This is a genomic window from Marinobacter sp. S6332 (assembly GCF_023016045.1).
Classification (GTDB): domain Bacteria; phylum Pseudomonadota; class Gammaproteobacteria; order Pseudomonadales; family Oleiphilaceae; genus Marinobacter.
Genome location: NZ_JALKAP010000023.1, coordinates 1 through 12,971 on the forward strand (window position 1 = coordinate 1; position 12,971 = coordinate 12,971).

The 12,971-nt window shown below is 51.5% G+C and carries 8 protein-coding genes, 4 tRNA genes and 2 rRNA genes; all 14 read left to right on the forward strand.

Annotation, left to right across the window (positions count from 1 at the left end; all coding sequences use genetic code 11):
* The first annotated feature begins 273 nt into the window (after positions 1 to 273).
* A 23S ribosomal RNA gene (locus MWU62_RS18500) occupies positions 274 to 3,169 on the forward strand.
* A 100-nt stretch (positions 3,170 to 3,269) separates the two neighbouring features.
* Positions 3,270 to 3,385 (forward strand): 5S ribosomal RNA (rrf, locus tag MWU62_RS18505).
* Positions 3,386 to 3,592: 207 nt separating this feature from the next.
* Positions 3,593 to 4,792 (forward strand): hypothetical protein, encoded by a 1,200-nt coding sequence (locus tag MWU62_RS18510; RefSeq protein ID WP_247116222.1) that lies wholly within the window; start codon positions 3,593 to 3,595, stop codon positions 4,790 to 4,792.
* 6 nt (positions 4,793 to 4,798) lie between these two features.
* Positions 4,799 to 5,878 (forward strand): hypothetical protein, encoded by a 1,080-nt coding sequence (locus MWU62_RS18515; protein WP_247116223.1) that lies wholly within the window; start codon positions 4,799 to 4,801, stop codon positions 5,876 to 5,878.
* Positions 5,875 to 6,429 carry a DUF6160 family protein gene (locus MWU62_RS18520; RefSeq protein ID WP_348645664.1) on the forward strand — a complete coding sequence of 185 codons (555 nt, stop codon included), beginning with the start codon at positions 5,875 to 5,877 and terminating at the stop codon, positions 6,427 to 6,429. Before MWU62_RS18515 ends, MWU62_RS18520 begins: the two co-directional genes overlap by 4 nt.
* 15 nt (positions 6,430 to 6,444) lie before the next feature.
* On the forward strand, positions 6,445 to 8,847 hold the full coding sequence (locus tag MWU62_RS18525) for a DUF6160 family protein (protein ID WP_247116224.1): 2,403 nt from the start codon (positions 6,445 to 6,447) through the stop codon (positions 8,845 to 8,847).
* Between the two features lie 105 nt (positions 8,848 to 8,952).
* On the forward strand, positions 8,953 to 9,924 hold the full coding sequence (locus tag MWU62_RS18530) for a biotin--[acetyl-CoA-carboxylase] ligase (RefSeq protein ID WP_247116225.1): 972 nt from the start codon (positions 8,953 to 8,955) through the stop codon (positions 9,922 to 9,924).
* Positions 9,921 to 10,655 (forward strand): type III pantothenate kinase, encoded by a 735-nt coding sequence (locus tag MWU62_RS18535; RefSeq protein ID WP_247116226.1) that lies wholly within the window; start codon positions 9,921 to 9,923, stop codon positions 10,653 to 10,655. Before MWU62_RS18530 ends, MWU62_RS18535 begins: the two co-directional genes overlap by 4 nt.
* Complete coding sequence (locus tag MWU62_RS18540; protein WP_247116227.1) at positions 10,652 to 11,314, forward strand: hypothetical protein; 663 nt, start codon at positions 10,652 to 10,654, stop codon at positions 11,312 to 11,314. Before MWU62_RS18535 ends, MWU62_RS18540 begins: the two co-directional genes overlap by 4 nt.
* Before the next feature lie 31 nt (positions 11,315 to 11,345).
* Positions 11,346 to 11,421: transfer RNA gene (locus MWU62_RS18545), tRNA-Thr, on the forward strand.
* A gap of 40 nt (positions 11,422 to 11,461) precedes the next feature.
* Positions 11,462 to 11,545 (forward strand) — tRNA-Tyr (locus MWU62_RS18550).
* 11 nt (positions 11,546 to 11,556) lie between these two features.
* Positions 11,557 to 11,631, forward strand: a tRNA-Gly gene (locus MWU62_RS18555).
* Between the two features lie 14 nt (positions 11,632 to 11,645).
* Positions 11,646 to 11,721, forward strand: a tRNA-Thr gene (locus MWU62_RS18560).
* 51 nt (positions 11,722 to 11,772) lie between these two features.
* Complete coding sequence (gene tuf / locus MWU62_RS18565) at positions 11,773 to 12,969, forward strand: elongation factor Tu (protein WP_247116198.1); 1,197 nt, start codon at positions 11,773 to 11,775, stop codon at positions 12,967 to 12,969.
* Positions 12,970 to 12,971 lie beyond the last annotated feature (2 nt).

Genomic DNA, 12,971 nt, shown 5'->3' on the forward strand with positions numbered 1-12,971 from the left:
TCGAAGTTCTTCTTTCTGATCACTGGGTCAGATTTGCTCTTTAACAAATTGGACGAGATAGAACACGAAGACATTTTCTCATTATCTCCGAGAAAATGTGTTCAATGTGATAGCGATTTTTTCAAGCGTTATCCGGTGTTGTCGTTGAAGTGGTTGTTTATAGCTTCAAGTGGCTTATCTCTGAGTACAAAAACAGGGTCTTTTGGTGTTTCCTTCGGGAAACGTTGAAAGCAAATGTGGGTGTGCCAGCGATCAGTTGTCTTGGGGTTATATAGTCAAGCAACTAAGCGCATACGGTGGATGCCTTGGCAGTCAGAGGCGATGAAAGACGTGGAAGCCTGCGATAAGGTTCGGGGAGCTGGCAAACAAGCTGTGATCCGGACATTTCTGAATGGGGAAACCCACCCGATTTCGGTCGGGTATCTTGCACTGAATACATAGGTGTAAGAGGCGAACCGGGGGAACTGAAACATCTAAGTACCCCGAGGAAAAGAAATCAACCGAGATTCCCTAAGTAGCGGCGAGCGAACGGGGACTAGCCCTTAAGCTAGACAACTGGTAGGAGAAGGCTCTGGAAAGTGCCGCCATAGTGGGTGATAGCCCCGTATCCGAAACCTGAGTCTAGTGAAATCGAGTAGGACGGGACACGTGGTATCCTGTCTGAATATGGGGGGACCATCCTCCAAGGCTAAATACTCCTGACTGACCGATAGTGAACCAGTACCGTGAGGGAAAGGCGAAAAGAACCCCTGTGAGGGGAGTGAAATAGATCCTGAAACCGTATGCGTACAAGCAGTCGGAGCAGACTTGTTCTGTGACGGCGTACCTTTTGTATAATGGGTCAGCGACTTATGTTCAGTGGCGAGGTTAACCGTTTAGGGGAGCCGTAGGGAAACCGAGTCTGAATAGGGCGATTTAGTCGCTGGGCATAGACCCGAAACCGGGCGATCTATCCATGAGCAGGTTGAAGGTTGAGTAACATCAACTGGAGGACCGAACCCACTGTCGTTGAAAAGCCAGGGGATGACTTGTGGATCGGAGTGAAAGGCTAATCAAGCCCGGAGATAGCTGGTTCTCCCCGAAAGCTATTTAGGTAGCGCCTCGGACGAATACCACAGGGGGTAGAGCACTGTTTCGGCTAGGGGGTCATCCCGACTTACCAACCCGATGCAAACTCCGAATACCTGTGAGTACTATCCGGGAGACACACGGTGGGTGCTAACGTCCATCGTGAAGAGGGAAACAACCCAGACCGCCAGCTAAGGTCCCAAAGTACCAGTTAAGTGGGAAACGATGTGGGAAGGCTCAGACAGCTAGGAGGTTGGCTTAGAAGCAGCCATCCTTTAAAGAAAGCGTAATAGCTCACTAGTCGAGTCGGCCTGCGCGGAAGATGTAACGGGGCTCAAACTGGTCACCGAAGCTGCGGCTGCATACTTTGTATGCGGGGTAGGGGAGCGTTCTGTAAGCCTGCGAAGGTGTGTTGAGAAGCATGCTGGAGGTATCAGAAGTGCGAATGCTGACATGAGTAACGACAATGCGGGTGAAAAACCCGCACGCCGGAAGACCAAGGGTTCCTGCGCAACGCTAATCGGCGCAGGGTGAGTCGGCCCCTAAGGCGAGACCGAAAGGTGTAGTCGATGGGAAACGGATTAATATTTCCGTACCTTGGATAGCTGCGATGGAGAGACGGAGAAGGCTAGGTGAGCCGGGCGACGGTTGTCCCGGTTTAAGCGTGTAGGGAGTGGGTTTAGGCAAATCCGGATCCACAATCCTGAGACGTGACGACGAGCACCCTTTTACGGGAGCGAAGTCATTGATGCCCTGCTTCCAGGAAAATCTTCTAAGCTTCAGGCTATTCGAGACCGTACCCCAAACCGACACAGGTGGTCAGGTAGAGAATACCAAGGCGCTTGAGAGAACTCGGGTAAAGGAACTAGGCAAAATGGTGCCGTAACTTCGGGAGAAGGCACGCTGGTGGTATGTGACGCCCTTCGCGGGTTGAGCAGAAGCCAGTCGAAGATACCAGGCCCCTGCGACTGTTTATTAAAAACACAGCACTGTGCAAACACGAAAGTGGACGTATACGGTGTGACGCCTGCCCGGTGCCGGAAGGTTAATTGATGGGGTTAGCATTCGTGCGAAGCTCTTGATCGAAGCCCCGGTAAACGGCGGCCGTAACTATAACGGTCCTAAGGTAGCGAAATTCCTTGTCGGGTAAGTTCCGACCTGCACGAATGGCGTAACGATGGGGGCGCTGTCTCTACCCGAGACTCAGTGAAATTGAAATCGCCGTGAAGATGCGGTGTATCCGCGGCTAGACGGAAAGACCCCGTGAACCTTTACTATAGCTTCACAGTGAACTTTGAACATGTTTGTGTAGGATAGCTGGGAGGCTTTGAAGCGTGAACGCCAGTTTGCGTGGAGCCAACCTTGAAATACCAGCCTGGCATGTTTGAGGTTCTAACTCTGGTCCCTTATCGGGATCGAGGACACTGTGTGGTGGGTAGTTTGACTGGGGCGGTCTCCTCCTAAAGCGTAACGGAGGAGCACAAAGGTGGGCTAAGTACGGTCGGACATCGTACGGTTAGTGTAATGGCACAAGCCCGCTTAACTGCGAGACTGACACGTCGAGCAGGTACGAAAGTAGGTCATAGTGATCCGGTGGTTCTGTATGGAAGGGCCATCGCTCAACGGATAAAAGGTACTCCGGGGATAACAGGCTGATACCGCCCAAGAGTTCACATCGACGGCGGTGTTTGGCACCTCGATGTCGGCTCATCACATCCTGGGGCTGAAGCCGGTCCCAAGGGTATGGCTGTTCGCCATTTAAAGTGGTACGCGAGCTGGGTTTAGAACGTCGTGAGACAGTTCGGTCCCTATCTGCCGTGGACGTTGGAGATTTGAGGAAAGCTGCTCCTAGTACGAGAGGACCGGAGTGGACGAACCGCTGGTGTTCCAGTTGTCTCGCCAGAGGCACTGCTGGGTAGCTATGTTCGGACAGGATAACCGCTGAAAGCATCTAAGCGGGAAGCCCCTTCCAAGATGAGATCTCCCCGGGCCCTCGAGGCCCCTAAAGAGCCGTTCAAGACCAGGACGTTGATAGGTCGGGTGTGTAAGCGCTGCGAGGCGTTGAGCTAACCGATACTAATTGCTCGTGCGGCTTGACTATATAACACCCAAGACAATTGCTTGGATAACGCTAGAACAAACGAAAAAATCAAAACACATTGAACAACCTCTATCTCGTCCCCCAGTGATCAACCGTTTTGTCTGACGACCATAGCGGCTTGGAACCACCTGATCCCATCTCGAACTCAGAAGTGAAACAAGCCTGCGCCGATGGTAGTGTGGCACTTGCCCATGTGAGAGTAGGTCATCGTCAGACTCTTAAATAAAACAGCCCCGACAGCTCTGCTGCCGGGGCTTTTTTTATGCCTGGCTTTTGAACCGCCGCACAGTCAAGAATGTAAATAGTCGGTACACTTCTTAACAGTAATTTGGAGAAGGCAATCACAGAACGCCTGTCTCAGGGACGCATTAATCACCTTTAGTATGCCGTCACAACAACATGCGGTAGTAGTGAGATGTAGCTATGATTAAACTAATTGCAGCGGTTTTTCTATCGTCCCTTTCTGCGGGGTTGAGCGCCGACCTTAGCCCAATATCTGATCAGAAAATGTCAGAGGTTACCGGGCAGGCATTTGTATCCGTCGATAGGCAATATCACCCAGACGCGAACAATGCGACAGCTTATACTCGGGTTAACCTTGGTATGGATGTCGAAATCCAAACCAATGTCGATGTATTAGAGGTGGGGCGCTATGAGCGTGACGGGGAGAAAGCTGGAACCTCAGACGTTTACATCGAGGATTTTGCTCTAGGCTATATCAACAATCAGGCGTATTACAATGCCAATCCCAAAGCTCCCAGGCAGCGTAAGTCAGACGGGAGCGCTTATGCCGAGGGAGAGATTGTACCCTTCAAGATAGATAACCCTTTTTTTGAATTCGCATACGATCAAACCACCGAAGAAATTGTCGGCTTCCGGCTGGGTTTTGGCGAGGCTATGGGGGTGCTCTCCGGTAAGATCGAAACCTTGTCTGGCAACGTGAATATCGACATTGTCGATAAAGGCGAGGGCTTAAAAAGTGCAAACTCAAACGGAAATGTTGCAGACAGGCTGATCACCCTGCTTACGCCATTGCTCGAAGGTAGTAGTCCGCTACAAACAAAGGCACAGTTGGTTTATGGGGCTGATGGTGATCCGAATCTTGGTGAGTTAGACCCAGTCCGCGCCGAGTACATTGGTATACCTAACGGCGAGAAATTTGTTTTAGAAGGCGCGAGCGGCTTAACTCGTTGGGCCCTTAGGAACTTTATTGCGCCAGGCTCGAGCTCCCGAATCGAGCTCCCTGGCTGCACATCTTTCTTCGTATGCCCTGGTGGGGATATCTACGTTTATGCTCAGGATTGTCTTGTTCTTGGCATAGACGCGTGTTTCGATCTGGATATGTACAATAGTTTCTCAATTGGAGAAATTGGTGAAGTAAATGGCGAGCGCCGCATCGTAGCCCCCGCTGACGGAGCCTTCCTCTCATTCCAAACAAAAGACCTTGATTGGCTGAAGGACGTGAAGAAAGAGAATTTTTCACCAGAAGACTTTATTCGAGCTACGGCTGGGGCGTTCTTCAACATTCCGAACGGTGCAACTGAAGTAAATCTTAGCGAAGCCCTCAATGGGACGCAACGCGTACGCACTGAGTATATTGATCGCGGCAGGGGATTGTTCTAGGTGGCTATGATGAAACCCATTAACGGATTGTTCAGTCAGTTAACCATTTTCGTGCCTGCTGCAGTGCTCGGTATGTGTCTCGCCGGTAGCGCAATGGCAGAGCTTGAGGACTTGTCTGAAAACGAAATGTCGGAAATTGATGGTGCAGGTGTTGGCGTTGTTCTTGAAAACTTTAAGTTTTCCCATGGGACGGATAAGCCTGATGTGGATGGTAACCAAGCCCGGATATTTCGGATTGCTGGCATTAAAAGCACTGATGGACGGGATGTGGATATCACCGTAAACCGGTTTTATGTGTCGGGCGCTAATAGTGATTACGGCGAAAACCTTACAGGGGTAAACCTTGGGCGGCTCATCAACCCCTGGCGAATCGACGTTGTGGATGGGAATGATATTGGCATAAACAACAGAGCAGTGCTTGAGTTCGCTGCTCCTGCAATGGTTTCGGCTGCTGAAGGATACGATTGCTTAAGCACTGGTGCCGTAGCTGGGACGGGTACCTGCTCAAGCCGGCCAGCTACCGCTGACTATATTGGTGAACGCGCAGATATTGGCATGCAAATGAATGTTGGCATAGGCTCCGATCGCTCCGCTAATATTAATATTCATGCCCAAAGCGCTGTCATTGATGGCAGCTATTTACGATTGTGGGGAGATGACAGTCGTAGCCAAATGGTTGCCCAGTTCAAACTGAACTTCTACTCGCCTGAGCTCTCCGTCGATGTTTGTGCCCACGATGGCACTACATGTGATTCCCGGATTTATATGTCTGATGTTGTCATGGAGTTAGCACTGGGAAATCAGTTGCAACCCTTGTTTCTTGATGTCGATGGTGGAGGTAACTTTGTCATAGATATTGCAGCCATTCGTAAGCCGGCAGCGGGAGAGATAGGCGCAAATGGCCTCCGTGGTAGCAGTAACACTGAAGCTTGGGATTTTTACGAGTCCTACTACTCCAATCCCGAGTACAGAAGCAACTTAAGTATTGGGAATTTTAGTGTAGGGAACAAAGATTTCGGTTCCGCGCGGGTTCAGGGTATGTTGATCCAGCATTTGAGTATACGAACTAAGGATCTTGCACAATGAAGACTGCCATCTCAATTTTTAAGCCCGTGGCTGTAATGTGCTTGTCTGCGTTAGTGTGGCCGGTTGCCGCGGAGATGACCCAGATCAGTGACGATGCAATGTCAGACGTCTCTGGTCAGGGCGGCATCTACCTCTCGGGAGACGTGAGCATCAACGAGCTCGGTGGCCCGATCGAAAACAGTTATTTTGGGCGCTGCGATGATGTAACCAAGAAGTGTGGGGCTCGATTAGCATATCGCTTGAAGGATACGGGAGGCTGGATGGTCCTTGATGAGCTTCGTGGCAGTTTTGCGTTTGAGGGGCTTACTCTGGGCATGAGAACAATAGATTCTGGTTTCGCAGGCGATGGTGAGCTCTTCAATGGAGATGTTTTGGAGCTGGGTCTGCCTAATACTGTGCGGTTCGACGATGTTCGCTTCAAAATTGCAGCCAGTAATACTCCCCGGCCAACAGACCCCGGTTTTCAGCAAACGGATATTTTCTCGGTAGAGATGCAGGGGAGCGTCATCATGGAAGGTAACCTGCTTGTCTTTCCGGCGGGAAATCCTTAAAAGGTGAGGCGAAATATGAAGACTAACAAAAATCGCAATAGCATCCTCGCCCTCCATTCGGGAGTTTTTCTACTCGGAGTATTTTCTGTAGCCTCTGCTGACATGAGGAGTCTTGATGATTCGGAGTTGGCGTCCGTTAGTGGGCAAAGGGGTATAACTCTCGAAATGGATCTAAGCGCTACAGCAGATCGCTTATCCTATTACGATGATGGCAAAGGTGTTCACCTTGAAGAATTTCGGGTTGGGTCTTCTTCAAGCCCTACTGGCCAAGCACACCATAAAATCAACGTGGATATAGGCGCCGATGCATCGCTCAACCTTGATTATTTAGTCGAAGATCGCAGGATCGAGTTTGGCGATATACGTTTGGCCGGAGCACCTGGCGTTAGCATGGGCGGCGTGTTTTTTGATCACTCTCTCGAAGGTTTTTTGAATATCAAGTCTGGCGGTGCCACCGGGGGTGCCGGTTATACGTTTGATTCTGCATACACCATGACTGGTGGGCGGTTGGGCTATAGAACCAACGGCAATGAGGTGTTTCTCGACGGTATAACTATGGACGTTGAGGCTTTGGGTGTAACACTTGATGTGGTTGGAGATACCTTAAAGCTTGACGCGCCTAGAATTGTAGGGACATGGCAGGTTGATGCTATTCGTTACAGTGGTAATCCTGCGAATCATGGAGTTAGTCGTGATGTGGGTTCCGGCGCCCTACTAGCCTCGTATGGTGGGTTAAGCGGTCAGTATGAGCTGTCGTCTAGCACGGATATTACGGCGGGTGGCCGCGACGGTGAAGGGCTGAGGATAGACAACGCAACAACCATCCACAGTGCCTCCTTTCTCTATCATGACGATGGCAATGTCTTGGCGCTTCGGGATATTACCGGCTACCTAAACGTTAACGACATGCGGGTGGATGTGACCACAGATTGGCAGAATAGACCTGCATTGGCATTGACGCTGGGTTCTGCTTCGGGCGAGTTGAATATTGGTGCCATAGAAATGGGCAGTGGTGGCCGGAGTATCGGCCAAGTGAATGCAAGCTTCCTGTTCGAAGACCACGCGTATGATGGGCGTACATACACAAACGCTGTTTATCTTCAGGGTGGCGGGCACGCTGATGCCGGGCCGCAAGGCCTGCGGTTAGCAGCAGAGTGGAGCTTGCGCCGTGCCGATTTAAGCTACACCGAAGATGGAAATCGTGTGATATTCAGTGGCCTGCAGTCATGGGGCCGGGGTGATATAACCGTGAATGTCACCCGAAACGAAGTTCGAGGTGGCACCCAGTTCTACGATGGGCTTAGAGTGGGTTTTGACGGAGTTAAGGCGGGCTATCGAATTAATGGCCTGAAAGTCGGTAGTGAGGACGCTCGGTTACAAGGCGGTACAGAGCTGCTACTCGCGCTTGGTTTTTATCCGGCTTACGAATTTGAGCTGGACGGGCATATAACTCTTGGTGCCGGCGGTGCAAGTGGTGAAGGCATCACGGTGAACTCTGACGTTCGAATCCAGAACGGCAAAGCGGCCATCATCGCCGATCCTTACGATAAAGGAACCGGTGAAATCAGTCAGAAAGGCCTTTGGATCAGTGAGCTAGAATATGATTCCCATGTGCGTGACATGACAATAGACGCAACCGATGAAGGTTTAGCTATGGTCACCGGGGAATCCTGGGGCACTATGGATGTTGGCAATTTGCGAGTCGGGGACAAGTCGTCGGGTAAGAGCTTTGGTCGGTTTGTGCGTCAGAGTTACGAGGTCGGAAGCAGCATGACTATCGTCCCGGGTGGTGCGGGAGATGTCTGTGCGGGAGGCTCGGGCAATACCCAAATAGTATGTGAGGCATCCGGTGGTATCTGGGAAACAAGGGGTGACGAAGGTGTTACAGTCCGGCTAAAACAGATACTTGCTAAAGCTGACGGTGATGGCCGAAAGAATGCATTCACATGGGAGACTAACCGGCAGGTGGATGGCGCTGGAAATCCAGTGAATGGCACGGGGACCAGCCTTGTATTGAATGATATCTATACCGGTGACGGAGGCGATTTCGACGGAGATGGTATTGAGGATAACACCTTTGGGATTCGCACGGACCTAGCTGTTGATGTTTATCAGACGAAAGTCGTTAAAAAGACCAATGGCCCTGATTCTTTAGGTGTCGTCGGATCAAAGGGCGATGAGAAGATTATGGATGTTGCGGCAGCGCAGGGCTACCGTTACGTAAGTAATCCTACTCCGAGTGAGGTTAATAGTCGTCCTCTTGGTTTTGCAGTGAAAGCTCAGAGCCAGTTTAAAGAGCTTTCTATTAACAATGTCGATCTTGTGCATCAAACCGGTGGCGCCCAGACTGCCATTTACGGCGTTAAAATGCAGAATTTCAATATACGAGCAAATCTCACCGCTACACCTATTCCTTGATAATACCGGCGGCTCGAAGGGTTCGTTCGAGCCGCCAATTTTGTTTTTTAGGCCCTTCTGGTGTTTAATCCGCCGATACAAAACCCTCCGGCTGGATAATTTCTGATGAAACTTAAAGCACTTATTGCCCTTCTCAGCGACGGCCAGATTCATTCTGGTGAGTCCCTTGCTCGTCAGTTGGGTGTGAGCCGTACCGCGATTTGGAAGCAAATAAAGCGTATCGGCAATGAGGGGTTTGAGGTGGCGACCATTCGAGGGCGAGGTTACCAGCTAGTGTCTCGGGTTGATTTGTTGGACTCCGCGTTGATAGTGGGGCAGTTAGGCCCCGGTTTGTCCGACCGGATCGATTTACGGGTACTGGATGAGGTGGATTCGACCAATGCCGAGATTGTTCGCCAAATAGCCGAAGACGGCAACAACAAGTTGCCAGTAGTCATTGCCGATCTTCAGACAGCCGGGCGTGGCCGGAGAGGCCGAAGTTGGCGTAGCCCTCGCGGAGAGAATCTCTACCTAAGTATGGGGTTAACCTTTCACGGAGGGTTTGCCGTTCTCGATGGGCTTAGTTTGGTCTTGGGGGTTGCCGTTGCAAAGGCTCTTGAGACCCTAGGGGCCAAAGATATTGGCTTGAAGTGGCCAAATGACATCTTTCTTCCTACTGGCAAACTGGGCGGCATACTCGTTGAGTTGCAGGGAGAGCTACAAGAAGGTTTGGTGCGAGTGATTGCTGGCATTGGCATTAACGTTCACATGTCCAGTGCTGATGATGTCGATCAGCCATGGAGTAGCCTAACGCGGGCTTTTTCGGATATAAGTTGGTCGAGAAGTCAGCTTGCGGCAGCAGTGATCGAGGCTGTGCTCGACGCCGCAGACGTCTTCTCTCGTGACGGTTTCAGCGGTTTTCGGGAGGCCTGGCAGGAGCGTGATATTTACTGTGATCGAATGATTCAGGCGCAGGGCGGAGATATCAAAGGAGTGGGTTGTGGTATTGATGCAGCGGGGAATTATCTTCTTCGCACCACGGAGGGGAATGTCGTCCCAGTGCGTGCTGGAGAAATCAGCTTGCGGGTGGCGGAATGAGGTTGTTGATTGATGCTGGCAACTCTCGACTGAAATGGCGTCTAGATGAAACAGGTGGAGTAATAGCACAGGGGTTAGGTGGAATCGAAGACGCTGATCCTCTCTCCGGCTTGCCTGTTGACGCCGTAAATATTTCCAGAATAGCTGTGTCTACGGTGGCATCTGAGGAAAAACGGCTGCGCCTTTTGCAAAGTCTATCCAGCCGGGTAAGCGCCCCAATCAGGTGTTACTGGTCAGAAGCCTGCCGGAATGGGCTCGCGAGTGCTTACCGCGACTATCAGCAAATGGGGGCGGATCGATGGCATGCAATGTACGGCGCTTGGTTGGATTATAAACAAGGTTTTATTGTGGTGGATGCTGGCAGCGCAATTACCGTCGATTATGTAGGCTCCTCCGGGCAGCATCTGGGCGGCTTTATTCTTCCAGGTTTGCATATGATGCGACGGAGCTTGCAGGTGGATGCGGCACGCATAGATTTTGACCCTAGCCACGTTTCTGACCGGTCGCCGGGTAAAAGCACGAGTGAATGTGTTAATCATGGCTTAGCCTGGCTGTCCAGCGCCCTTATCGACAGGGTTCATAGTGATTCATATGCTGCAGGTGTACGCGATATCCTGATCACGGGCGGGGATGCTGAAAGGCTGCTGAGTCTAGGTCTGAAAGCAACTTTCTGCCCATCTTTAGTGCTTGATGGGTTGGCTGCGATAGACGCACAGGTCTATGCAGGATGAAGTGGCTGGCGCTCGCTCTGGTTGTTTTTAATCTTGGCGTTTGGCAGTTGGGTGCATTGTCGAAGCCCACGGGTCAGTCGGGCACCCTTGCAAGCGGCACTCTGCCGCGAGTGGCAAGCCTTAAGATTCAGGGTGGGGCGGTAGATACGGCCAGTCCTTTGTCTGGCGAGCACGTGTGTGTTCGGCTCGGCTGGATACAATCGCTGGATGACGCTAGGGCCCTTAAGGCCCACTCCGTACTTGCGCCGGCATCTAGGTTGTCGGTTCAGGAGGTTGATCGACCTTTACCCGCTTTGCATTGGGTGATTGTTCCTCCTCAGCCAACTGATGTTGCTCTTCGGCAGCTGCGGGAGATGCAGCGTCAAGGGATAGATTCTTACTTGGTGGCTGAAGGGCCAAGCAAAAATGCAATTTCTTTGGGGCTTTTTGAGTCCCAAAATGCAGCAATATCTGTGCTGGAAGAAAAAAAACACAAGAATTTTAACGCGGTACTAGTCAACTTCGACCGAAATCAGATAAGCTACGCGCTCGCTTTCGAGGTAGAGTCAAATCTCGCGATGGAAATGGCTCAGGCGCTAGAAGCGGATTATGGTTCGGAATTTGATTTCATTGAAATCGATCGGTGCGAAGGTGTTGCAACGTCCGAAAAAAATCCGTAGTATACCGCCCTCGCTGAACAAGCGAATGTGAGCTGGCGTAGCTCAGTTGGTAGAGCAGCTGACTTGTAATCAGCAGGTCGGGGGTTCGATTCCGTCCGCCAGCTCCACTTTTTTGTTGTGATAGGTGCAGAGAATCGCGCCTGACTCGGAGGGGTTCCCGAGTGGCCAAAGGGATCAGACTGTAAATCTGACGCGAAAGCTTCGCTGGTTCGAATCCAGCCCCCTCCACCACTTAATTGCTCGCGGGCATCGTATAGTGGCTATTACCTCAGCCTTCCAAGCTGATGACGCGGGTTCGATTCCCGCTGCCCGCTCCAATTTAAATTGCAATGCTCATGTAGCTCAGTCGGTAGAGCACATCCTTGGTAAGGATGAGGTCACCGGTTCAATTCCGGTCATGAGCTCCACTATTTATCCGGTCAACGCTGCTATCTGGGTTGATTAGGGGGATTGGTCGAATGTCTAAGTCTAAGTTTGAACGTCTTAAGCCACACCTGAACGTGGGCACCATTGGTCACGTTGACCATGGTAAAACGACTCTGACCGCTGCTCTGACTCGTGTATGTCACGAAGTGTGGGGTACGGGTTCTGCGAGTGCATTCGATCAGATCGATAACGCACCGGAAGAGCGTGCGCGTGGTATTACCATTGCGACCTCCCACGTTGAGTACGATTCTCCAACCCGTCACTACGCACACGTAGACTGCCCGGGCCACGCTGACTATGTTAAAAACATGATCACAGGTGCGGCTCAGATGGACGGCGCGATTCTGGTTTGTTCTGCAGCTGACGGCCCCATGCCGCAGACGCGTGAGCACATCCTGTTGTCTCGTCAGGTGGGTGTACCTTTCATCGTTGTGTTCCTGAACAAAGCGGACATGGTTGACGATGAAGAGCTACTTGAGTTGGTAGAGATGGAAGTTCGCGAGCTGTTGAGCGCGTACGACTTCCCGGGTGACGACACCCCTATCATTACCGGTTCAGCGTTGATGGCTTTGCAGGGCAAAGACGACAACGAAATGGGTACCACCGCTGTTAAGAAGCTGGTAGAAGCTCTGGACGACTACATTCCTGAGCCTGAGCGTGCAATCGATCAGCCGTTCCTGCTGCCGATTGAGGATGTGTTCTCTATCTCTGGTCGTGGTACGGTTGTAACCGGTCGCGTAGAGCGCGGTATCGTTAAGGTGGGTGAGGAAGTCGAGATTGTTGGTATCAAGGATACCGTCAAGACTGTCTGCACCGGTGTTGAGATGTTCCGTAAGCTGCTAGACGAAGGTCGTGCAGGTGAGAACGTAGGTGTACTGCTTCGCGGCACCAAGCGTGACGACGTTGAGCGTGGTCAGGTTCTGTGTAAGCCGGGCAGCATTAAGCCGCACACCAAGTTTGAGTGTGAAGTGTACGTACTGAGCAAGGATGAGGGTGGTCGTCATACCCCATTCTTCAAGGGCTATCGTCCACAGTTCTACTTCCGTACCACTGACGTAACTGGTTCCTGTGAACTGCCGGAAGGCGTGGAAATGGTTATGCCAGGTGATAACGTGAAGATGGAAGTCACGCTGATTGCTCCGATCGCCATGGAAGATGGTCTGCGCTTCGCGATTCGTGAAGGCGGCCGTACTGTTGGTGCCGGCGTCGTCGCTAAGATCCTCGAGTAATA